This is a genomic window from Robertkochia solimangrovi, from assembly GCF_007279655.1.
Lineage (GTDB): Bacteria > Bacteroidota > Bacteroidia > Flavobacteriales > Flavobacteriaceae > Robertkochia > Robertkochia solimangrovi.
Genome location: NZ_QKWN01000012.1, coordinates 70994 through 94889, shown reverse-complemented (window position 1 = coordinate 94889; position 23896 = coordinate 70994). Strand labels below are relative to the sequence as shown.

Below are 23896 nucleotides of genomic sequence, written 5' to 3'. Positions count from 1 at the left end.
CCATGAAAAACGATTTAAATCTGGCGGTTCTGATCGATGGTGATAATATTCCGGCCACCAATGTTAAGGAAATGCTGGAAGAAATCGCCAAGTATGGCAACCCTACCATAAAAAGAATTTATGGTGACTGGACCAAACCGAGTTTGTCGAAATGGAAAAAGGTGCTTTTAGAGAACGCCATAACCCCTTTTCAACAGTACGGTTATACTTCAGGTAAAAATGCCACAGATTCCGCCATGATTATCGATGCCATGGACATCCTGTATTCAGGCAAAGTAGAAGGTTTTTGCCTGGTATCCAGTGACAGTGATTTTACACGACTCGCTGTCCGCCTTCGCGAAGCAGGCATGACAGTCTTCGGGATTGGCGAAAAAAAGACTCCCGACCCCTTCATAGTATCCTGTGATAAATTCATCTACCTTGAAATTCTTAAAAAATCGAATGAAGAAACCGATATCGCTTCTACTTCGAAAGAATCGAATAAATCAAAATTAGATAAAATCACACCCAATGTCATCAAACTCATCGCTTCTACCATTGAAGACCTCGAAGATGAAGAAGGATGGGCATTTCTAGGGGAAGTGGGAGCATTGCTCCAAAAAAAGCAACCCAACTTTGATTCTCGAAATTATGGATTCCAAAAGCTTACCCCTTTGGTAAAGTCAATAGAATCTTTAGAGATAGAATCCAGAAAAAACCCTCGCGGGAATCGAAATCTTATCTATGTGAGAAAAAGATCCTGAACTACAGTTACCTCTAATTTCCTTCCTATCAATTTCCTGTAATTTAATACGCCTCATTCCAGGATTCAGCTGTTTGCTTTTTACTTTACCGGTTAAGAATCGCTCACAAAACACCGGTGTTATTCTTTAATGATTTTTTTTGTAATTTACTGACGATTAGTATAATTACAAAAAAATGGCTGCACTATCCTTTGAACGTTTTACTAAAAGAATTTTTATCAACACTACCATAGAGAAACTTTACTGGTGCTGGGCAACTGAAGATGGTATCACTTCGTGGTTTCTGCGAGCTTCAGACTTTACCAGAAATGGAAATCGATTAAAACCCAATGAATTTGTGCAAGCCGGTGATGAATATTGCTGGATGTGGCATAACTGGGAAGGTCAGGAAACGGGAAAGGTTCTTGAAGCCAACGGGAAAGATAAAATTGTATATACTTTTGCAGGAGATTGTCATCTTACCATCACCTTAGAAAGCAAGCATGACCACACATTGCTTACACTCACTCAGTCAAACATCCCTACCGATGATGATCATAAGATGAAGGTTCATTTCGGATGCAGCAATGGCTGGTCATTCTGGATGGCAAATCTGAAAGCTTTTCTCGAACACAATATCCTGCTCAATGAGACCGGGATAGACCTGAGCACCTATGACAACTATGCTTTTGAATTTGTAAATATGTAAATACTGAATACGTGCTAGTTTCTACAACAGAACCCCTTAATACCATTTAGGAAATCTCATATTTCCACCCGCATACTTTCTTGTCGCTGACACCCTCGATATAACGCAATAAAATTTGATGACTACTCCTTTTTAAAACTTTGAAATATAGTTTATTAATAGTATCTTGCAAATCGAAATCACTCCTGATCGACAGCGTGTTAAGGGTATCAAACACAATTTTCTGTCTGTCCTGATCCGGTGGCAATTTTTATGAAAATAGAAATTATTCTGGCTTTTAAAGCCTAATCCTCCACCCGATCACTGCCCGATTCCAAAAGATCCCTCCGGCGTCGGGTAATTTTTTGATTTATTATCGCCTCAATCCTACCAAGACTAATCACTTTAACGGTTAAAAAGTTTTAAGTATTTATTTGCCCGAATACCATTCAGGCAGTATGAATCTTTTAACCCAGCGAAATCGAAAATATGAGAATCATTACTAAAATTTGCATTATCATCTGTTTTTTAGCAGCCTTTGCAGTCGATGCACAGGAACTCACAGAAAAACGACTAGAAAACCCCGAATGGCTTAAAGTGATCAGCCTCAATATGTATCCCGGGACCTATGACAAGGCAATGGATCTTATGAAGACTTATTTTCTGGAAGCCGATAAACAAGCGGGTTTACCTGCAGCAGAACTCACAATGGAAATGGTAACCGGTGAATATGACCTGGTGATCGTTTGGAAATATGAAAATGGAATTGAATCGCTCAACTGGGAATTAAGCCCCGAAACTATTAAATGGTACAATGCACTGGTTGGAATTGCAGGTAGTAAAGAGGAAGCTGATGCAATTCTGGAGGAATACTGGTCCTATGTCAAAGACTCTAAAGTAGAAATATCAAGGAAACTCAATTAGTCATTGGTTTTCAGAAATCGCTGATTGAGATACAAAGTGGCGGGGTACCCCCTCAGCCACTTTTCCTTTTTTATAAAATCGACCGTTCCTCACCATTAAAGTCAGAACTCGGGTAGATTCTTAACTTTTTTTACAGCCTGCCTATACGCTTGCATCATTTCTGAAATAATCTCAGCTGCGGGTTTTATATCATGGATCAATCCAGCGATCTGCCCGATCTCAAGCTCACCTTCATCAAGATCACCTTCGAACATACCTTTTTTGGCCCTGGCTCTTCCGAGTAGTCGCATCAATTCCTCTGCATTGGTACCCTTTTTGTAAAGTTCCTGTATATCATCAAAGAATTTATTGCGAATCAGTCGTACGGGAGCAAGCTCCTTTAAGGTGAGCATGGTGTCGCCTTCAACCGATTCCACGACTTTATTCTTAAAATTGATATGAGAGGATGCCTCATCGCTTGCTACAAACCTGCTACCAACCTGAACAGCCTCCGCTCCCAGCACCATAGCAGCAAGCATACCTTCACCCGTAGCGATTCCCCCGGCTGCAATTACCGGAATATTCAATTTCTCACAAACCATCGGAATGAGCGTAAAGGTGGTGGTTTCATCACGACCGTTATGTCCTCCGGCTTCAAAACCCTCAGCCACAATGGCATCCACACCGGCTTCCTGAGCCTTAAGAGCGAATTTGACACTACTGACCACATGAACCACCGTGATCCCATTTTCTTTCAGACGAGAAGTATAGGTTTTGGGATTCCCCGCAGACGTAAAAACGATCTTCACACCTTCTTCAATAATGATGTCGATCACTTTTTCGAGGTCAGGATAGAGCATCGGCACATTCACGCCAAATGGTTTATCTGTTGCCACCTTGCATTTACGGATATGTTCCCGCAATATATCGGGATACATAGAGCCCGCCCCGATGAGTCCGAGAGCACCTGCATTTGAACAAGCCGCAGCCAGCCTCCAGCCACTTGCCCAGACCATACCAGCCTGTATGACCGGATATTTGATCTTAAAAAGGCTGGTTATTCTGTTTTGCATAAATTGATTTTGATTTTAAGCAATAACACCGGAACCTATCAGTTCATCATCCTGATAGAAGGCCACAAACTGACCTTCGGTAATCGCACTCTGTGGTTCAGAGAATTCAACATAAAGCCCATCTTCGACCCGAATGAGTTCTGCCTCCTGCAAAGGTTGACGGTAACGTATTCTTGCCTTTAACTTCATATTCTCCCCGGGTTTTAAGGCAAGGTCTTCCCTAACCCAATGAAGTTCATCAGGAGATACAAACAAAGCTTTTCGAAATAAACCAGGGTGATCTTTCCCCTGACCTGTATATATGACATTTTCTTCTACATCGGTCTCGATAACAAAGAGAGGTTCGGGCGTACCGCCAACGGCCAGACCTTTTCGTTGTCCCTTGGTAAAATAATGCGCCCCCTGATGTTGCCCAACTACCTTACCTTCTGTCGGAGAATAAACGAATTTCTCAGCCAGATATTCAAGTTCCTCCTGTCTTGAAGAGAACTCTTTTCCGTTCTTTTTACCCAGCATGCTATCGGCATCGATCTCGATGATATTTCCAGCCTTTGGTTTTAATTTTTGCTGTAAAAACTCAGGCAGACGTACTTTCCCAACAAAACAAAGCCCTTGAGAATCCTTTTTATCTGCAGTAATAAGGTCGTTCTCGGCAGCTATTCTTCGAACTTCAGGTTTGGTTAACTCACCTATAGGAAATAAGGTCTTCGCCAATTGTTCCTGAGATAACTGACACAGAAAATACGATTGATCTTTGTTTGGATCCTTTCCGGACAATAATCGAAATATGGTTTCACCATTCTTTTCAATACTGTCTTTTCTACAATAATGTCCGGTCGCCACATAATCTGCCCCCAGGCTTAACGCGATCTTCATGAACACATCGAATTTAATCTCTCTGTTACAAAGTACATCCGGGTTCGGGGTACGCCCCTTTTCATATTCGTTGAACATATAATCAACGATGCGTTCTTTATATTCTACACTGAGGTCGACAGTCTGAAAAGGAATACCCAGTTTCTCGGCAACGATCATAGCATCATTACTATCTTCCAGCCACGGACATTCATTAGATATGGTCACCGTATCATCGTGCCAGTTCTTCATAAAAAGCCCGATAACATCATACCCTTGTTCTTTCAACAGATATGCAGTAACACTGGAATCTACTCCACCAGACAAACCTACAACTACTCTTTTCATATTACCATTTTTCGTCGCTTCCCGACAGTATGCAAAATTACAAAATAAGTTAAGAAGTTCTTTCGACGCTTATCAATACAAATCCTTACAACCTTCCGATACGCTAAAATGCCCCTGCAACCTAATGTTTCTAACCATCTCAGTATCAAAACCAAATATTTTATGTTTAATTTTTCTTAATTAATGTTAAACATTATTGTATTAAGCTTCTTTTTGTTTAACTTTATTTAGTAAACACTAAACAATTTAAATGTAAATTCGATGAAAACTCTAAACCATCTGTTCAAAATCACGATCTTATTAGTATTTCTTGCAGGTCTGCAATCCTGTAATAATGATGACGATGATGGCACTCCTGAACTTCCCATGGAGTACAGCATCACTGAAATTGTAGAAAGTTCCGCTAATCATACAATTCTGGCAGCAGCCCTGCAGGCTTCAGCCCTGGATGATGTATTAGATGCGAGCGGAACCTATACTCTTTTTGCTCCCACCGATGAAGCGTTTCAGGATGCGGGTATCACTGATCTAAACGGCATTAATGATGAGGCACTCACCAATCTGCTGCTTAATCACGTACTGGGCAGTGTTGTAATGTCATCTTCGCTATCAACTGGTTATACCACTACTCTTGGTACAGGACCTGACGACAGCGACCTGAGTCTCTATATAGACACCGAGGGAGGTATCATATTCAATGGTACTGCCTCGCCGGTAGCCAATGCGATAGATATTGAAGCCACCAACGGTGTTGTACACGTTGTTGATGGTGTTTTAACAATTCCGAGTATCACCGACCACGCGGTAGCCAATTCAAATTTCTCTATACTGGTTAGTGCGCTATCGCGCTTCGGTGACACCTACACCGGACTTCTGGATGATATGGATGGCGGACCATTTACCGTATTTGCACCCACTGATGCCGCTTTTCAGGCTTTGCTGGATGACCTTGGAATCTCCTCACTGGATGATATCGATGATGATACCCTGGAAGCTGTACTCACCTACCATGTAGTAGTTGGAGCCAACGCCCGTTCTGAAGGCCTAACTGATGGCATGACCGTTACCACAGCTAATGGAGGTGACCTTACAATCATGACTGGAGACGGTGTTATGATCGATGATGCTACGGATACCGATGCAAATGTCGTAGTTGCAGATGTTCAGGCAGGTAACGGTGTGATTCATGCCATCGATAAAGTATTGCTCCCTCAGGAAGTTGTCGACGCCATATCTATGAATAAGACCATAGCAGAAATGGTTGCAGAAGATGAGAACTATAGCAGCCTTCTCGCTGCGGTTCAGGCAGCAGGTTTAGCAGATGCATTAAACGATAGCGAAGCTTCGTTAACCGTATTTGCCCCGGATAATACAGCCTTTGCAACCTTCCTTAATGACAATGGCTTTGGCAGTCTGGAAGATGTGCCTACCGATATTTTAAAAGAAATCTTGCTAAATCATGTGGTTGAAGGAGAAGCCTTATCGGCTGATATCACAACGGGATACTACAATTCCATGGCTACCAATGCAGATGGTGATCAACTTAGTCTTTACGCTAATACGGAAGATGGAGTTATGATTAATGGGGTGGCCAATGTGATAACAGCCGATATACAGGCTTCTAATGGAGTGATCCACGCAGTAGATGCAGTAATAGGATTGCCTACCGTAGTTGATTTTGCACTCGCAGATCCGAATTTTTCAACCCTGGTTAGCGCGCTTACCCGGGAAGATAGCTTTACGTATGTAGAGACCTTGTCAACGCCATGGGGTGACGGAAGCGCACCGTTTACCGTTTTCGCGCCAACTAATGCTGCATTTGGCGATCTGTTGACCGAACTGGGAGTCGGGAGTCTTGATGATATTGACACAGCCACCCTCGAAGCAACCCTCAACTATCATGTCGTAGGAGAAGCCAACGTGCGGGCAGGAGATCTAACCGATGCTATGACCGTAACAACCCTGGGAGGGGATATTACCGCTAACGTAACGGGTGGCGCCACTCTTACCGACGCAAATGGGAGGATATCTAATATAATTGCAACCGACGTACAGGCTGTTAACGGAGTAATCCACGCCATCGACAAAGTTATACTACCCCCTTTATAACAATTCATTCCTCAGACCTCGTTAAAAGGGTGCCTTCCGAAAGGAGGGCACCCTTTTACATTGTTATAAGTTGCGAAAATTTAACATTTCATCGTCTTTTGATGAAACTTAAACTAATATTCCTATATGTTAATTAAGTATTTTCCTACTAAAATATATATTTGGCCAGACCAAATTCTTTGACATATGAAACAACCATTTAACTTTTCAGTTATCTGCCCCATTGTTACCATTATCCTACTTATCTCCTGCTCTAAACCGGAAAGCTTCGAAGAAGAAGCAAACTTAGAAATGGAAACATTCAGCATCCCACAGGAACAAAGCGCGACAGACAACGAAAATGAAGGTGGTTACAGTGAAGTATCAACCAAATCTATCTGGAGCTACCTGAAGGATGATCCGGATTACAGTATACTCACTGAAGCAATTGAACAGATAGGCTACGAACAGGCTCTTGATAATCCAGGATCCTTTACGTTCTTCGCTCCTGACAATGCTGCCTTCAATAGTTATTTAAATGCGAATAATGTTTCTTCAGTAAAGAATATGAATACCACTTTTCTGACATCACTGCTCAAAATGCATATGTTCAGTGGTGAGGAACGAATGGAATATTTCCCTGGAACGTACTTTAAGACCTTGTCTGAAGAGTTCGTGTCAAGGGTTAACATCGACATCTTCCTTCAGCAAAAAGATGGTAAATTGATGATCAACGATCAGGCATCAGTAGTTCAAAAGAACATTAAAGTTGGGAACGGCATCCTCAATAAGACCGATGCAGTTATTCAACCGGTCAGCCTGAAGCGACTCATCGAATTAGACCCGGCTTTGGCCGGATTAAAAAGCATGCTCGATGCAATTAGCGCAGATATGGGTAAAGAGCTCAATGATCTGGAAAAGGACTTTACCATCTTCGCTCCTATAAACGAGTCCCTGGAAAACACGGAAACCACCCAGGAAGAGACCATGTCATGTCTGAAATATCATATCCTGAAAGATCATATTATCAGGTATGAAAAATTCAACACAGGGCAATCACTAACCACCTGGGAAGGTTCGAACTTAACGGTAAACCACGAAAGTCAGGTCTACCTGATCGATGAAGCAAGTAATGTTGCTGAGATCGAAACAGCGAATATAGCTGCATGGAATGGATTGATCCATATCGTTGACGGAGTATTTGAACTCAACGATTAAAACCATCCTGGGATGCAAATAAAAAAAAGGCTGTCAGTAATCTGACAGCCTTTTTTTATTTATTATTCAATGAATTACTTTTTACCCTGTTTTTGCTGAGTCTCTGCCTGCTCCATCATTTCACGCATTCTCTTCTGGAAACGGTTTTCCTTTTTCGGTTTCTTTTTATTTTCCTGAATTTGTGCATGAATCTTATCCTCATCGATTATATAATTTTTGATCACCAACATGATCACGATGGTAATAAGGTTAGATACGAAGTAATACAAAGACAGACCACTCGCATAGTTATTAAAGAAGAATAACATCATCAATGGTGAGATATAGATCATCCATTTCATCATACTTCCCATATCTGGCATACCTTCCTGAGTTGGCTGTTGCATCATTTGCTGTTGTCCTGTCGTCATTCTCATATAGAAGAAGATCGCTACTGATGCAAGAATCGGAAATAGACTCACATGATCTCCATAGAATGGGATCTTGAAAGGCAATTCAGCAATCACATCATAAGAAGAAAGATCTTCTGCCCAGAGGAAAGGTTTTTGCCTTAACATAAAAGCAGTCGGGAAAAACATGAAGAGTGCATAGAAAATAGGCAACTGCATCAATGCCGGCACGCAACCACTCATCGGACTCACTCCAGCTTTTCCATATAGCTTCATAGTCTCCTGCTGACGCTTCATAGGGTTGTCCTTAAACTTCTCATTGATCTCAGTGATCTCAGGTCGCAATACTTTCATCTTAGCCTGGGAAAGGTAAGATTTATAAGTTACTGGAGACATGATCAATCGAACCAGGATCGTCATTACGATAATCGCTATTCCGTAAGGCAGGAACGAGCTTAGGAAATCATATAGCGGTGTAAAGACATATTTATTGATAAATCCGAAGATCCCCCACCCGAAAGGAATGGAATCGATGAATTTTAAGTCTTCATATTTCTTCAACACCTTGATGTCTGTAGGACCATAATACCAATGCAAATTATAGTTCAATTCCCCTCCCTGAACCTCAAGTGGAATGGTGGTGCTGTATCCTTTTGTATATTTTGCTTCCGGTGATTCCTCCTCAAATAATTTTTCTGAGGTCATCGTAGCCGACTTAAAGGAATTATCCGAAGCAAGTATCGTGCTGAAAAAGTGAAGACGGTAGGAGATCCATTTCAGATCAGATGCCGATTCTTCATCTTCACCTGCAGGAGACAATTTACTCACCGAACCGTCATGCATATAAGTAAGTCGTGTATAACGGTTTTCATACTCAATACTTTTACTATGTCTGATCCCTTTCTGATCCCATTTCAGGTTAACAGGCTGCGCGCTGTTAAGTACCCCGTTCAATCCCTGAGAACGAATGGCAAAATCAACCAGAAATTCATCAGGCTTCAATTCATACCGATATTCCAGATAATTATTAGATGCTGTTTTCAATCGCATTGATAATACCTGTGTGTCTCCATTCTTAGAAAGGACTGGTTCAAAGAACAGGTCCTTGGTATTCAGGGTACGGTTATCAGTAGTTTGCAATGTCAGGTTAAAACTTGAATTACCATCCTTCACCAGATAAACCGGTACAGAGTCATAGGTATGAAAATCCTTTAGCAAAGCTTCGGTAATCTCACCCCCTTTGTTATCGATCGTCAATTTGATAAGCTCATTCTCAAGTACGGTCTGTCCACCTTTTGCAGCTGGTAAGGCAGCGGAATAACCAAATGCACCCAATGCAGATTTGTAACTGGCAAGGGCGGTAGAATCATTAAGATCGACCTGCTGTTCCTGACTTGACGTAGATTCCGTGGTTGCGGCTTCTGTAGCCTTTTCCTGTTCCACCTGCTCGGTCTTCGCCTTTTCTGCATCGATTTCTTCCTGTGTAGGCTGGTTGGTATACATTACCCACATCAAAATCGCACCGATAAGCACAAATCCGATGATGGAGTTAATGTCAAACTTCTTTTGTTCCATTTAACAATAATTAGTTAGGAGATCAAATTCGCTTCCGGAAGGGATAGCGATATCTGAACTTAATTTGTTCATTTTACTTTCAGCTATCAAAGATAAACCCAATTCCGTACTTTATGCCAAAGTGGCATTTGATTTCTGTGTTTTGTAATTCAGAGTAGCTTCGACGAAGGCAACGAATAGCGGGTGCGGATTCGCAACGGTACTTTTGTACTCCGGATGATATTGCACACCTATAAACCATGGATGATCAGCAAGTTCCACTATTTCAACCAATCCTGTATCCGGGTTAAGACCTGTAGCTTTAAGTCCGGCAGCTTCTATTTCCTTTCGATATTTATCATTGAATTCGTAACGGTGACGGTGACGTTCCGAGATCAGGGTCTCCCCATAGATCCTATGTGCCATACTGTCTTCTTTTACTGCACATTTCCAGGCACCGAGTCTCATGGTCCCTCCCATATGCGTAATATCTTTTTGTTCATCCATAAGATCGATCACAGGATGCACGGTCCCTGAATTCATTTCGGTAGAGTTAGCCTCCTTAAGTCCGAGCACGTTTCTCGCAAATTCGATAACCGCCATTTGCATTCCAAGGCAGATTCCCAAAAATGGAATATTGTTCTCACGGATATACTGAATGGTACGAATCTTTCCTTCAATACCGCGTTCTCCAAAACCGGGCGCGACTAAAATCCCATCCAGATTTGCGATTTTATCCTTTAATACCTTTTCAGTGATGTATTCCGAATGGATATATTCAACAGTAACTTTTACTTCATTGGCTGCACCTGCATGAATAAAGGCTTCAAGGATGGATTTATAACTATCCTGAAGTTCTACATATTTACCCACGAGTCCTATATGCACCTCATTCTTTGGATTCTTGTGTCTGTCCAGGAATTTATTCCAGTTCACCAGGTTTGGCTCCTGTTGCTCAGGCAGAGCGAGTTTTTTTAAGGTAACCAGATCCAGTCCTTCATCGAGCATCATGTTTGGTACATCATAGATTGTAGATGCATCGATCGACTGTATTACTGCTTCACGCTTAACATTACAGAACAGCGCCAGTTTATCACGAAGATCATCAGACAATTCATGCTCGGTACGACAAACGAGGATATCAGCTTTGATACCACTTTCCATTAGTGTTTTAACCGAGTGCTGGGTTGGTTTGGTCTTAAGTTCTCCAGCTGCGGAAAGAAAAGGGATCAGCGTAAGGTGAATAACAATTGCATTATTATCCCCCAGCTCCCACATAAGTTGACGAACAGCTTCAATGTATGGTAGCGACTCGATATCTCCAACCGTTCCACCGATCTCAGTAATGACAATATCGAAATCACCACTTTTTCCGAGCAACTGAATTCGTTCTTTGATCTCATTAGTGATATGCGGCACAACCTGTACGGTCTTCCCAAGGAACTCTCCTCTTCTTTCTTTTTCGATAACGCTCTGGTATATTCTACCGGTGGTCACGTTATTCGCCTGAGAGGTGTTAACATTTAGAAAGCGTTCATAATGGCCAAGATCAAGGTCGGTTTCTGCTCCATCATCGGTAACGTAACATTCTCCGTGTTCATACGGATTCAGTGTTCCCGGGTCAACATTGATATAGGGATCCAGTTTCTGAATGGTTGTTTTATAACCTCTGGCCTGTAATAGTTTGGCCAGTGAAGCCGCGATTATCCCCTTACCCAACGATGAAGAAACCCCACCTGTCACAAAAATATATTTGGTATCTGCCATGTAAAAAACGCTTGTATAAGTTGCTCAAAAATTCGCGCCAAAAATACAAAATAAGAATTAAAAAAATCCCGCCTCCAGACTGATTTTTAATAATTAATACGAATCTCAGAATACGATTGCAGCCTTCTTCAACACTTTACATTTCAGGTAGTAAAAAACCAACTAATTATCATCATATCTCAGAATATCACAAAAACTCACCCTATACTTTAACGATCATAATCTGTTGATTTTACGGATCAACCCTTCCAGACCATTGATCTTTATCTCATGCATGGCTTTCAGATAGTCTCCGAGCTTGCCCTCAGGGAAACCTTTTTGACGATACCAGGTATAATAGGGCTCAGGAATATCCACCAGGAGTCTGCCTTTATATTTGCCATAAGGCATTTTCATGGCAGCTAGCTTTTCCAGGAATTCCCTATTGAATCCATCGTTCATACATCAGGAATTTACATTCCAGTTGATCGTTATATCTTTGATGATATCTTCGTGTAGACTTAGTAGTACCGGGCATGTACGAGCGGTGTTCTCAAGAATCTTAACCGACTTTTCATCCGGCATTACCGGAATATCCAGCACGACGTTGATACGAGCGATTCTTCTTGGATTAGCCGACATGATCTTTTCCACAGTCGCTAGACTTCCGGTAAGATCAACATCCAAATCGCGCGCTTTTATCCCCATTACTGTCATCATACAGCTTGCCAGCGCAGTGGCTACGGTATCAGTAGGTGAAAATGCCTCCCCTTTTCCATTGTTATCGGTCGGGGCATCGGTAATAAAGGTATTCTTACTTTTGAGGTGAACGCATTCCGTTCTTAAGTCCCCCAGGTACTTCACTGTAGAGGTTGGTGTCATCCTTAACTTCTTTTATTTCAAGATTATCATAAGTAACGATATACATCGCCCGATTATAGTAGCCGCCCTCGGTAGATGGGCGATAATCGAATTTATTCTCAACGTACTCCATCTCGCTGACCCTCGAATTCACATAGTATAAATTCTTATTATACCCAAGTCGTAACAGCAGATCCATCACAAGATCGAATCCACGGGTAGCATAACGATTCGGAAGCGCTCCGAAGCGTTTCTGATAACGCTCAGCAAAACTATTTTCCTTGATCGCCGGGTTGTACGGTGACGGATAAATGAAGTTAAGGTTAGACAAACTTATATTCTGAATATTGGAATTATCATAGGCCTTACCTCTGAGGGTAGTAAGCATACGAATATTAAATTCTTCAGTTCTTGCAGAATTAACAACAGTAGTGATATTATAAAGAAGTGAGAAGTTATCGGTTTCAACGATCACCCAGTTCTTCTTTTCTGCGGTAAGGAACGGATTGATGTCATCTAATCTGATGATGGATTCATCTTTTGGATTTACGATCTTGGCTCCCGGAAACTTAGCTTGCAATTCCTTTTGTACCGCCTCATGTTCTTTATCAGCAATAATAATGATATTCTTATCCGCACCATGAGCCACCATATAGTCGATCATATGACGTCGTAATAACTCATCAGGTGGCAGGGTTTGAAAAACATTATATTTAAGATTGATCCCTTTATAGGTGAATGGAGGAAATACCGGCACATTCATCCCGGCATAATCAGCGATCTGATTAATGGAATTAGGAATTATTGGTCCGACGATCGCATCTCTGTCAGCGAATTGCCCGCTGGAAAGCAACTGATAAATTCTGTTCTCATTCTTACCGCTATCGAAGACCTTAGCATCTACTGAAAGTCCGAGATCGCGTGCCGAGTCAAGAGCTACAAGAACTCCGCTATAAAAATCGACTCCCAGTTCCAGCAAGTCAGGTGATTTACCAGGAGTATGCATCAGACGGCTTTGGAGAGCCGGAATAGAATCGTAATCCAGACTTCCAAGATCCAGAGGAAGTACGATCGCAATTCTTGAAACCGAATCATAGTTCAGACTATCCAGCAAACTGAATTTCTCCACAAGTCTTCCGTCACTAACAGTAAAATCACCTGTAACTTCTTTGGGTATTTTAAGGATCATCCCCTTTTGAAGCCCGACTTCCTTAACTTCAGGATTGAGCATTTCGATCTGATCCTGCGTGAGTCCGAGTTTTACATTGAGTCGATAAAAACCTTCTGCCTCCTGAACCGTATAATAATTATATTCGTCAGAATCTACCATTCTCATGTCATTCCCGGCAATGAAGGGTACCATAAGCGTATCACCTTCCTGCAGTATTTCTTTCATTTCAGGGTTCAGCTCCAGCAATTTCGCTTCGGTGATCCCATGTTCATAAGCAATACGCCATTTCCCTTCTGAAGCCTTCACCAGGTAAGGAACGAGTCCGTTGGTAAGCCCATTATCCTCTTTTACAGGTATTTTCTTGAATACCGGAATGTCCAGTTTTTCACCTTTCATCGGTGTACGGCTATAAAGCTGTGAATTGTATCTTTTGATAACCGCTTCACTCACATTATACTTCTGTGCCAGACCATACAGCGTCTCTTTTTTCCTTACTTTATGCTTTATGAAACGCTCCACTTCCTGCTGTAACGGATCAACATTTGTGGTGGTCACCACATCCTTGGTTTCCGGCACGGCAACATCGCCAACTGGAATAATCAGGATGGTATTCGGTTTCAACCCCGATTTTATCTCGGGGTTTAATTTTAAGATATTGTAAGGAGTGACGCTGTACATTTTCGCGATCTGCTCTACCGTCTCACCTTCTTTAACGGCATGGGTCTTAAAATGATCCTGCGCAGAAGCGACAAAACCGATCACGAGTGTCAGTACAAAAGTTACAATGTGTTTCTTCATGAAATTAATGTTATTCCCATTCTATGGTTGCCGGCGGCTTAGAACTGATATCATATACTACTCTATTAACGCCTTTAACCTTATTTATTATATCATTAGATGTTTTTTGTAAAAACTCATAAGGAAGATTCACCCAATCTGCAGTCATTCCATCGGTACTTTCCACCGCACGTAAGGCCACACATTTTTCGTAGGTTCGTTCATCTCCCATTACTCCTACCGAATTCACCGGTAAAAGAATAGCTCCTGCCTGCCATACTTTATCGTACAGTCCCCAGGTTTTGAGTCCGCTGATGAAAATATCGTCAACTTCCTGCAAAATACGAACTTTTTCGGCAGTAATATCACCCAGAATACGAATTGCCAGACCAGGTCCCGGAAATGGATGACGTCCAAGCAGTTCCGGATCGATACCAAGACTTGCTCCTACGCGTCGCACTTCATCTTTAAAGAGCATATTCAATGGCTCCACCACCTTAAGTTTCATAAAATCAGGCAATCCACCTACATTATGATGACTCTTGATCGTAGCAGAAGGCCCTTTAACAGAAATAGATTCGATCACATCAGGATAAATAGTACCCTGTCCGAGCCAGTCAACATCCTGTACGAGATGCGCCTCATCATCGAAGACCTCGATAAATACTCTACCGATCGCTTTTCTTTTCTCCTCAGGATCTTCGATTCCATCCAATGCATCCAAAAAGCGTGCCGTCGCATCCACTCCTTTTACGTTAAGTCCCATCCCCTCATACTGATCGAGAACGTTCTCAAATTCATTCTTACGTAAAAGTCCGTTATTCACGAATATACAATACAGATTCTTTCCGATAGCTTTATTGAGCAAGACAGCAGCAACGGTTGAATCTACTCCTCCTGAAAGTCCGAGTACAACTTTCCCATCCCCTACTTTTTCTTTAAGACTTTCCACGGTCATTTCCACAAAGTTATCAGGAGTCCAGTCCTGTTTAACTTTTGCAATGCCTACGAGGAAGTTTTCCAATAACTTCTTACCATCGGTTGAATGATAAACTTCCGGATGGAACTGGATCGCATAGGTTTCCTCACCTTCGATCTTATAGGCTGCATTTTCAACATCCGCAGTACTTGCCAGCTTCACTCCGCCTTCGGGTAATTGCTTGATTGTATCGCTGTGACTCATCCACACCTGACTCCCGATATGAATATCGTTGAAGAAAGATTCATTCTCTTTGATAAAGGAAAGATTTGCCCTTCCGTATTCACGGGTGTTAGAAGGAGAAACATTTCCTCCGTTGAAATGTGCCATATATTGAGCACCGTAACAAACACCCAGAACAGGCATTTTTCCTTTAATTCCACTGAGATCCGGATGCGGAGCATCTTCCGCCCTTACTGAAAACGGACTCCCGGAAAGGATGGTCGCCTTAAAATCAGATAGATTCTCTGGAATATTATTGTATGGATGAATTTCACAGTATATATTCAGTTCCCTGACCCTGCGCGCAATGAGTTGCGTATACTGCGATCCGAAGTCTAAAATGAGTACATTATTTTGCATGCGCAAAAATAACAATTTGAACTGTTAGAAAAAGTCTCTTTTAACTATATTTAAAAATTAATAATCAACACCTTTAGAAAAAAGGCGTTATCCCATGCCCCTTCAAATAACCGATTCATACTTTTATGATAGTATCTGAAAGACGCAATTTCCCGAAACGCCTCACATTTCTCACTACAGTAATTGTAGTATTTATAAATTTAAACACCTATGGACAGCGGAGTTATCGCTATGAAAACTATGGTAATAAATCTGTTCTTCTCAATGGGAACGTTACTGGAAGTGTAACCGATCTCGGTGCTGTTTTCTATAATCCAGCCAGACTTGCCTTGGTCGAAAACCCAAAGTTTTCCATCGAAGGTAAATTCTACGAACGTTCGATGATACGTATCGATGATTTTCTGGGAGAAGGTATCAACATCGAGAACCCAAGATTCAATGCCCTTCCCGGACTAGTAGCCGGTAGCGTTAAACTGGGAACTGAGAACTTCTATTATTCTTTTTTATCCCGTAGCCGCATCGACGTAGATGCTTCCTTTGACACAGGCCTTTTGGACGCAGATAATTCGGACCTTCTTTCACCTGGGCAATTCTTCAATACCAAAATTGGCATTACTATGAAGGTCACTGAAGAGTGGTTCGGCCTGAGTTGGGGTAAAAAGCTCAAAGACAATTTCAGTATTGGTATTTCTATGTTCGCCAGTTTCTATAATTACAGCGGAACCGATGCCATTCGTTTCGTACTCTTAAATGAAGACGATCCGATCTACCTTTCCGATGGAGAAACCTCTTTCGAACAACATTCCATGGGGCTGTTCTTTAAATTAGGTGCTGCATGGAAATTACCAAGCTTTGACCTGGGGATCAACATCGATCTTCCTTACCTCGAGATCAGCCAGAAAGGAAATTATAACGGTGAGTTTATCTTCGCTTCCGGAAATACCGGTGCCGACATTCTTACCATCGCTCAGTTTGACAATATAAATTCTAAAAGAAAGGTCCCGTTAGGCGTGAATATCGGGGCGGGAATTCCAATTGATAAACATGTACTCCATCTAAATGCCGACTGGCATGCACCGGTTTCAGCCTATGACCGACTCGATATTCCTCCCATCGAAAGTGTAACAGAACCTGTGGATACGGCAGAAAGAAAAGAAGAACTAAAAGGGGTCCTCAATTTTGGTTTTGGTACGGAGCTATATTTGACAAAGACACTCGGACTCTACCTCAGCTTTACCACTGATTTTTCACCGGTGAAAAGAAATGAGTCACTCATCGAGAATGAAAATGGCTTCGGAGAGGAGAATCTCCTTACCCTCGACAATTATCATTTCGGAGGTGGGGTAAATATCGATGCCAACACTTTCCACCTCGTCTTTGGAGCAGTATATACCACCGCTGCGGGAGATTTTCAAAGAGCGATCACCTTACCTGTAGGGCCAACAGATTTCAACGACGACAATCTTTCGGTAAGTGTTGACCGCTTCCGACTTCTCGTGGGTTTCAACATCCCTTTAAATTAAAAACCCCGGAACGAATCCGGGGCTATTTTTATTATTTCATGGTGTCCAGTATCAACTGTACATCCTTTTCCGTAGTATCCGGGTTAATAAAACAAAATCGCGCTACGGTTTCATACTGTTGTCCGGATTTCCATTTTGTAGGAGTAACCAATGCGACACCTTCACGATGGTTCTTATAAGTCCAGTCGCGGTATTGATCCGGCGTCCATCCCTTTCTTCTGAATAAAACACAAGACAAGCTAGGGTCACGAACCAGTTCTACATGATCTTCCGCCTCGATCATATCTCCGGCTTTTTTGGCCATCGATATTCCACACTCGACCGCCCATTTATATTTATCGGTTCCATGCATGGCCAGTGAGAACCACAAAGGTAAGCCTCTCACCCTTCTGGTAAGCTGGATCTGGTAATCGGAAGGATTGAATCCGTGTGCTCCTTCATCTTTAAAAATGTCGAGATAGGATCCTTCCTGAGAATGTGCCTTTTTAGCCAGTTCTGGTCTCTTATAGATAACAGCCCCACAATCGTATGGAGAGAACAACCATTTATGCGGGTCAATGGTAATACTGTCTGCTCGTTCGATCCCATTGAACAAGTGCCGAACCGAATCAGCAGCCAATGCTCCTCCACCATAAGCGGCATCTACATGGAACCATAATTCTTCTTGCTCACAAACAGAAGCGATACCATCCAGATCATCGATGATCCCGGCATTGGTCGTACCTCCGGTTGCTACTACAGCAAATAGACGATGGCGATCCTGCTCTGACAATCCTGCGATCTTCGCGATCAGCATCTCAGCATCCATACGATCTTCTGTATCCACCAGTAAAACATCGGCATCGATGACCTTGGCCATTGCCTTGATAGACGAATGGGCCCCTATTGAGGTAATAATGAGTCCACGCTCCCTGATATGTTCGCCTGCAGATCTCCAATTTTCCCTAGCTGCTACCATAGCTGAAAGATTGGCAGCAGTACCTCCACTGGTAAATACACCAAAGGCTCCTTCCGGAAGTCCGGTAAGTGAGACCAGCCATTTCATCGCTTCATTCTCACAATAAATTCCACCGGCACCTTCCATCCAGTAGGCACCATGGATACTGGAAGCAGAAGTCACAAGATCGAACATCACAGCTGCACGGGTTGGTGATGCAGGCACAAAAGCCAGGTGTCTGGGGTGATCGATCGGTACCGTAGCTTTCACGAGTACATCACGAAATAACTGAAAGGCTTTTTCTCCACCGATCCCTTGCTCAGTAATAGTTTCACCTACCAATTCCCGTAATTCAGATTCTTTACGGGGAATACCCAGTTCAGGATTGGAATTCGTAATTCTGTGAATGGCATACTTCATGACATCCAATGTCATTTCCACCACATCTATATCGATATTATGCATGTATCTGTAATTTTTTTGCAAAGGTAGGCTTTTGTAAAATTTAACACAGAATTTGTACCTTTATAAAAACTTGGATCGTGACTCAGGAATATTTAGATAATGCCAAAAATGAGCTAAAAAAAGCTCTTAAAGACCATAAACATCCCTTCCGATATTTTACGCTGGCTACCATGGGTATCAACCAGACTCCCCGATTGAGAACAGTGGTACTCAGAGATGTGGATGATGAGCTCAAGATCTCGATCTTTACCGATCGCAGATCTAAGAAAGTAACACATATCAGAGAGAACAACAAAGTATGCCTGTTGTTCTTCGATCACTTCAAATTATTACAGGTAAAGATCGATGCAGTCGCTTTTCCCGAAGAGAACCCAAAGCGTATTAAAAAGCTCTGGGAACAGATCAATGAAGAAGCTAAGCATGATTACAGTGCTGCACAATCTCCGGGCACTAAGGTCACACGACCTGACAAGATCGAGTACCTGAATAACAGTAATCATTTCTGTGTTTTAAACATAGAACCTTACAAAATCGAGTACCTGCAGTTAAAACGCCCGATTCATCTTCGAGTGATGTACAGTTATGAAGAAAGCGGTCAGTGGAGCGGACATTTTATGGTACCATAGAACCGACGCTCATGCCTTTGTTTACATTGGGGACTCCTCTTCAGAGATACTTTTAAATTTAACCCACCACTTTACAAATATCAGTGTAAATATGGCGGGTGCAATACCTATAAAAATAGCATAAAGAGTGCCATAAGTTCCAGATAAACTACGCCGTGTGGAGTCCAGAAAAAGAAGATTGCCATAAGGTTCAGAATCGTAAAACAGTGTGTTAAAAAAATTCCAACCGGCATGAAAGCCAAAAGACATGAGGACTGAACCCGTCTTTACATAGGTAAAAGCCCAGATATAACCGGTTAAACCTGTCGTTACAAGTACATAGATTAAGACAACTATCCCATCGCCAATTACACCATAGGAAACCCAATGATACATACCAAAGACAACAGCAGAAATCAGAATTGCTGTGTGCATTCCAAGTTTTTGGAGTAGCAAATAAAACAGCGCCCCCCGAAACACAAGATCTTCCGTAAGCGCCGATCTGAGATGATACAAAAATGATCGACTTGTATGCATATAATCAATTGCAGGATTCAGTTTCCAGTCTATCGCATACACCATTGAATCGATGATAATGAACATGGATTTTAAAAGAAAGATGAAGGTCAGACCAACGGCGAATTCAGTACTCCTTTGCCGTAATGGACAAATTCCGAGCACCTGCAGTCCTTCATGCCTAAAAAAATAAAGTAACAGCCATGAAGCCATGAGAATAATGACAATTCCGATCATATTGTATTCGTTTCAGATCGATGTTTCACCTATCGAAAAACCTTACATCTCCAGTATAACTGTAACAGGAAAATCAATATCCCTATTACGGAAGCACAATACAGCAACAACTCGAAATCAGTTTCGGGAAATGTTGATGATTGTGCGATAAAGGCAATTGCCAATAATATAGTTGCAATAATTATCAGAAGAGAAATGATAATTTCTCTAAAAGACCAGGTTTGCCATTTACCTACGTTTAAACTATCCGTTGTAGTTATAAGTTCCAGAGGGAAATCCAGAATCTTAGCAAGTATTTTCAAGGTATGTACTCTTGGCATAACCGCTCCATTTTCGATGCGCTGAATGGAACGCAGACTAATATTGGAGATTTCCGCCAATTCCATTTGAGTATAATTAAACTTCATCCGTCTTTCTTTTACGATAGTTGCTATCATGAGTTGCTTTCCCTTATTCATCGTAAAATTATTTTAGTTAATCAAATTAACGGACGTCACCAATATGCCATTCTTACGCCATTTAACGGGCTAGCACAAATTTCACATTTCTATTATCCGTATTTATCTTGCCCAGAGCACTTTCTCTGCAACATCGCTGATTCCCTCCCCATCATACAGACTGATCCCACTCCAGGTACTGAACCAGATTTGCCCTTTTTTATCTTCGTAAATCGATTGTATAGTATTAGTGGCTAATCCATCCTCTATAGAAAATCGGGTGAACCTTTCGCCATCGTATCGGTACACTCCGAAATTTTCTGCAGAGAACCAAATATTTCCATTCCTGTCCTCACAAAAATTATAAGCCTCCACACCTTCTAAAAGTCCTTCGCTGGTAAAGTTCCTGAAGGTTTCCCCATTAAATTTACTCACGCCTCCATAGAAAGTTCCAATCCAGATATCTCCCCGGCTATCCTGATAAAGATCCGCAACATTATTATCCGTAAGGTTATATTCAGCCGTTAAAAACTCGAAACGACCATCCTTGTATAGGGTGATACCATAACCGTCATTCACGAACCATACTTTACCAGTATCATCGATCAGAATATCACTCACTCTGTCGGCAGACAGCATTGGCCGCGCATCGGCAACCTCAGGTTTTGGAATCATGAAATCCTCAAACCGCTTCCCGTTAAATTTACTCACCCCTCCGGCCGTACCTATCCAGAGAAGTCCTGACGGATCGATCTCTACTGCCCAGATCTCATCATTGATCAAATCGTCTTTTGTAGTATAGTTGATGAACTCCTTCCCGTTAAAATGGGTGAGTCCATCGGAAGTGCCGAACCAAATTCCACCATCGCGATCTTCTTTAATCGCTCTAACCGCATTGCCTCCAATTCCATCCACTTTCCTATAATTTACGAGCGATTTTTGATCATACATGATGATTCCGTCATGATTGGTTCCAAACCAAAAATTCCCCAGACTGTCTTCAAAAAACTGCCATATAAATTCACTAACCTTACCGTTCAAGGTGGAATGGTGGCGGGTATCAGCCCTAGGCTTCTGATAAACCAGCGGTTGAATTGCAACCGTATCGGACAGCTCCTTTTGTTCCATACTTCCAACGGGAACATTCTCTGTTTCCTGGCCTTTACATGAAAATGTGGCAATCGCTAAAAAAACAAAACCTAAGAGCCTTACCATAACTATCACATTACAATTGATTTTATGCATTTTCGAAATTTTAAGTGACCACAATACCGAGTTGAAACAAAACTCATCACTTCGGTTCATCGCCTCCTTAAAAGTATAAAAAACAGGATCTTCCGGCAATTAAAGTTCCATGTCAGGTAATGTTCACAGCAATGCCCTTATTAAAATCTTGTCAAATATCCTTTCGTATCATTACCAGAATAAAAATCTAATCAGGCAGACGATCGAATCGCTTTAGTGTTTCCAGAGATTCATCCCAGTTTGCTTTGTTGGAAAAAAAGATATGTGCATCAGGTCTTCGGTCTATTTCTGTATCCAGACAACCTGCCGGAACTACTAAAAGCTTTCCTTCCATTTGCAAACTTGGTAAAGCTGAACCACAATTCGTACAGAATGCTTTAAGATGTTCACTTTTGTGAGGTTGATACGTTTTAATTTTTTTCTCGGTTCTTAACCATTCAATTTTCGCAGAGGATGAAAAAAGATTGGCTCCATGTGCCGATCCGGTATCTTTTCGGCAATATCGGCAATGACAGAGATAAAAACTTTCAAATACACCAGTTATTTTAAACTTTACACCTTTACACAAACATGAACCTGAATATTCCATAAATCGAATTGCTATATTTTGAATATCAAATTTATGCAAATTACCTCATAGCCATTTGATAAGGGGGCAGTGCTTTTTCCAATTGAACTGTTTCACACTTCCTAAGATTTGAAAACACTGTCTGGTGACTACCCTATAATAATATAACTTCCTCTGGGATCGACTGAAAAAGTATACAACCGGTTTTGGTGCTCACACTATGTTTACCGGAAGTGATTGTCAGCACCTGATACTTCCTCAGAATAATACTTTTATTATCCATTTCCAGGGAGAAATGGCCTTTGCTACACCAAAGAATTATATACTTTTTAACCCTTTCAGACTGATGATCAACATTAGATTCTATGCTTTGTATTCCTACCATTTTTGATTTTTAGATACTGGGAATAAAACACAAAATTTCGATGTAATTGCCTTCAAAGTTCCCTATAGTAATACTGCAATCAGGTACTAACTACGAACTACACTATAACTCAATTCCGTTACTCCGGAAGCAAACCGTTTCGTAGACTGAAGTTTCAGTTTTAAGGGATCCTTAACACCTTCAAACAAGGGAATACCTTCACCTAACACCACAGGATTCACGAAAAACCAGAAACCATCGATCAAATTTAATCTTAAGAGAGCATGTGTGGTGGTCGGACTCCCGAAAAGGAGGAGTTCCTTCCCTTCCTGCTGACGCAACTCATTGATCTGTCCCGTAAGGTCTTCCCCGATAATGGTTGTATTTTCCAGCGATGAGCCTTTCAGGCTATGGGATATCACGAACTTATGAGCCCTGGCATACCATGCAGAATGCTCGATATCGTGTTTAGTGGCATTCGGATTATCTGCCGCAGTCGGCCAGTAATCCTCCATCAATTCATAAGTCTTACGTCCATATAACCCGGCATTACTTTTACTGATTCGCATTCCAATGTGATCAAACAACTCCTCATCCAGCTTTATCCAGTTCATTTCTCCATTTGGTCCTGCTACAAATCCATCTAGTGAAATATGCACAAAAGAGATTATTCTTCTCATAAGTATAATTTTGTCTTATCTTCTAAAATTAATCAATTAGGAATTAACATGTTATCTGGATATTAATTTGTTCAGCACTTAGATTCCCATACCATACGGCTTTCATTCTGAGATAGGGTGAATTGCTCGATTCTGCGGCAAAATTTGGCACTCGTATACTATAATTAAACCCCTTATTCAATTCCCGGAAAGAACTGCTGGCAAGATCATGATAATCACTTTCAAAAAATCCAAGAGGTGGAATTTTAAATACATATCGATCGGCACCGATCAATTTTTTGCCATTTTGCGTGATTCCTAATTGCCAATAATGAAAATCGCCCTACCTGAAGGCGATCGTCAGATCTTATGAGGAGGTATTCCTA

22 protein-coding genes are annotated in these 23896 nt (G+C 41.6%); 7 read left to right on the top strand and 15 right to left on the bottom strand.

Annotation, left to right across the window (positions count from 1 at the left end; translation table 11 throughout):
• The first annotated feature begins 2 nt into the window (after nt 1-2).
• The 3 genes from DMZ48_RS15895 (at nt 3) to DMZ48_RS15885 (ending at nt 2334) form a co-directional block, all read left to right on the top strand.
• Nucleotides 3-743 (top strand): NYN domain-containing protein, encoded by a 741-nt coding sequence (locus DMZ48_RS15895; RefSeq protein WP_143956157.1) that lies wholly within the window; start codon nt 3-5, stop codon nt 741-743.
• A gap of 175 nt (nt 744-918) precedes the next feature.
• Nucleotides 919-1431 (top strand): SRPBCC family protein, encoded by a 513-nt coding sequence (locus DMZ48_RS15890; protein WP_143956156.1) that lies wholly within the window; start codon nt 919-921, stop codon nt 1429-1431.
• Nucleotides 1432-1899: 468 nt separating this feature from the next.
• Complete coding sequence (locus tag DMZ48_RS15885) at nt 1900-2334, top strand: hypothetical protein (RefSeq protein ID WP_143956155.1); 435 nt, start codon at nt 1900-1902, stop codon at nt 2332-2334.
• Between the two features lie 101 nt (nt 2335-2435).
• Here the strand turns inward: DMZ48_RS15885 and DMZ48_RS15880 are convergent, their stop codons facing one another.
• Complete coding sequence (locus DMZ48_RS15880) at nt 2436-3386, bottom strand: NAD(P)H-dependent flavin oxidoreductase (RefSeq protein ID WP_143956154.1); 951 nt, start codon at nt 3384-3386, stop codon at nt 2436-2438.
• Nucleotides 3387-3401: 15 nt separating this feature from the next.
• A complete protein-coding gene (mnmA, locus tag DMZ48_RS15875; RefSeq protein WP_143956153.1) occupies nt 3402-4589 on the bottom strand; it encodes a tRNA 2-thiouridine(34) synthase MnmA in 1188 nt (395 codons plus the stop codon).
• 261 nt (nt 4590-4850) lie between these two features.
• On the opposite strand from mnmA, the gene DMZ48_RS15870 reads away from it, so the two are divergent.
• Together DMZ48_RS15870 and DMZ48_RS15865 are read left to right on the top strand one after the other, a co-directional pair.
• Nucleotides 4851-6698 carry a fasciclin domain-containing protein gene (locus DMZ48_RS15870; protein ID WP_143956152.1) on the top strand — a complete coding sequence of 616 codons (1848 nt, stop codon included), beginning with the start codon at nt 4851-4853 and terminating at the stop codon, nt 6696-6698.
• A 186-nt stretch (nt 6699-6884) separates the two neighbouring features.
• Nucleotides 6885-7895: a fasciclin domain-containing protein gene (locus DMZ48_RS15865; protein ID WP_143956151.1), complete on the top strand. Its 1011-nt coding sequence runs from the start codon at nt 6885-6887 to the stop codon at nt 7893-7895.
• A 74-nt stretch (nt 7896-7969) separates the two neighbouring features.
• On the opposite strand, the gene yidC is transcribed toward DMZ48_RS15865, so the two are convergent.
• The 6 genes from yidC to guaA form a co-directional block, all read right to left on the bottom strand.
• Nucleotides 7970-9859: a membrane protein insertase YidC gene (gene yidC / locus DMZ48_RS15860; protein WP_143956150.1), complete on the bottom strand. Its 1890-nt coding sequence runs from the start codon at nt 9857-9859 to the stop codon at nt 7970-7972.
• A gap of 111 nt (nt 9860-9970) precedes the next feature.
• On the bottom strand, nt 9971-11605 hold the full coding sequence (locus tag DMZ48_RS15855) for a CTP synthase (RefSeq protein WP_143956149.1): 1635 nt from the start codon (nt 11603-11605) through the stop codon (nt 9971-9973).
• Between the two features lie 216 nt (nt 11606-11821).
• Nucleotides 11822-12046, bottom strand: coding sequence for a DUF3820 family protein (locus DMZ48_RS15850; protein ID WP_143956148.1), 225 nt, complete (start codon nt 12044-12046; stop codon nt 11822-11824).
• A gap of 3 nt (nt 12047-12049) precedes the next feature.
• On the bottom strand, nt 12050-12466 hold the full coding sequence (locus DMZ48_RS15845; protein ID WP_143956147.1) for an OsmC family protein: 417 nt from the start codon (nt 12464-12466) through the stop codon (nt 12050-12052).
• Complete coding sequence (locus tag DMZ48_RS15840) at nt 12399-14414, bottom strand: PBP1 and LysM peptidoglycan-binding domain-containing protein (RefSeq protein ID WP_143956146.1); 2016 nt, start codon at nt 14412-14414, stop codon at nt 12399-12401. Before DMZ48_RS15840 ends, DMZ48_RS15845 begins: the two co-directional genes overlap by 68 nt.
• 10 nt (nt 14415-14424) lie before the next feature.
• Nucleotides 14425-15954, bottom strand: coding sequence for a glutamine-hydrolyzing GMP synthase (gene guaA / locus DMZ48_RS15835; RefSeq protein ID WP_143956145.1), 1530 nt, complete (start codon nt 15952-15954; stop codon nt 14425-14427).
• A gap of 125 nt (nt 15955-16079) precedes the next feature.
• Between guaA and DMZ48_RS15830 the strand changes: the two genes are divergently transcribed.
• On the top strand, nt 16080-17477 hold the full coding sequence (locus DMZ48_RS15830; protein ID WP_143956144.1) for a porin family protein: 1398 nt from the start codon (nt 16080-16082) through the stop codon (nt 17475-17477).
• 31 nt (nt 17478-17508) lie between these two features.
• Here DMZ48_RS15830 and DMZ48_RS15825 read toward each other — a convergent pair whose 3' ends face one another.
• Nucleotides 17509-18879: a pyridoxal phosphate-dependent decarboxylase family protein gene (locus DMZ48_RS15825; protein WP_143956143.1), complete on the bottom strand. Its 1371-nt coding sequence runs from the start codon at nt 18877-18879 to the stop codon at nt 17509-17511.
• A 77-nt stretch (nt 18880-18956) separates the two neighbouring features.
• On the opposite strand from DMZ48_RS15825, the gene DMZ48_RS15820 reads away from it, so the two are divergent.
• Nucleotides 18957-19505, top strand: coding sequence for a pyridoxamine 5'-phosphate oxidase family protein (locus DMZ48_RS15820; protein ID WP_162558742.1), 549 nt, complete (start codon nt 18957-18959; stop codon nt 19503-19505).
• A 21-nt stretch (nt 19506-19526) separates the two neighbouring features.
• On the opposite strand, the gene DMZ48_RS15815 is transcribed toward DMZ48_RS15820, so the two are convergent.
• The 6 genes from DMZ48_RS15815 to DMZ48_RS15790 all read right to left on the bottom strand — a co-directional run bounded on the left by DMZ48_RS15815 (nt 19527) and on the right by DMZ48_RS15790 (nt 23531).
• A complete protein-coding gene (locus DMZ48_RS15815) occupies nt 19527-20237 on the bottom strand; it encodes a CPBP family intramembrane glutamic endopeptidase (protein ID WP_242009236.1) in 711 nt (236 codons plus the stop codon).
• Nucleotides 20238-20266: 29 nt separating this feature from the next.
• Nucleotides 20267-20695 carry a helix-turn-helix domain-containing protein gene (locus tag DMZ48_RS15810; protein ID WP_242009235.1) on the bottom strand — a complete coding sequence of 143 codons (429 nt, stop codon included), beginning with the start codon at nt 20693-20695 and terminating at the stop codon, nt 20267-20269.
• 102 nt (nt 20696-20797) lie between these two features.
• Nucleotides 20798-21919 (bottom strand): ligand-binding sensor domain-containing protein, encoded by a 1122-nt coding sequence (locus tag DMZ48_RS15805; protein ID WP_162558741.1) that lies wholly within the window; start codon nt 21917-21919, stop codon nt 20798-20800.
• Nucleotides 21920-22106: 187 nt separating this feature from the next.
• On the bottom strand, nt 22107-22508 hold the full coding sequence (locus DMZ48_RS15800; RefSeq protein WP_143956140.1) for a GFA family protein: 402 nt from the start codon (nt 22506-22508) through the stop codon (nt 22107-22109).
• A 133-nt stretch (nt 22509-22641) separates the two neighbouring features.
• Nucleotides 22642-22872 (bottom strand): hypothetical protein, encoded by a 231-nt coding sequence (locus tag DMZ48_RS15795; protein WP_143956139.1) that lies wholly within the window; start codon nt 22870-22872, stop codon nt 22642-22644.
• Between the two features lie 86 nt (nt 22873-22958).
• Nucleotides 22959-23531: a dihydrofolate reductase family protein gene (locus DMZ48_RS15790; protein WP_143956138.1), complete on the bottom strand. Its 573-nt coding sequence runs from the start codon at nt 23529-23531 to the stop codon at nt 22959-22961.
• Nucleotides 23532-23896: the final 365 nt, after the last annotated feature.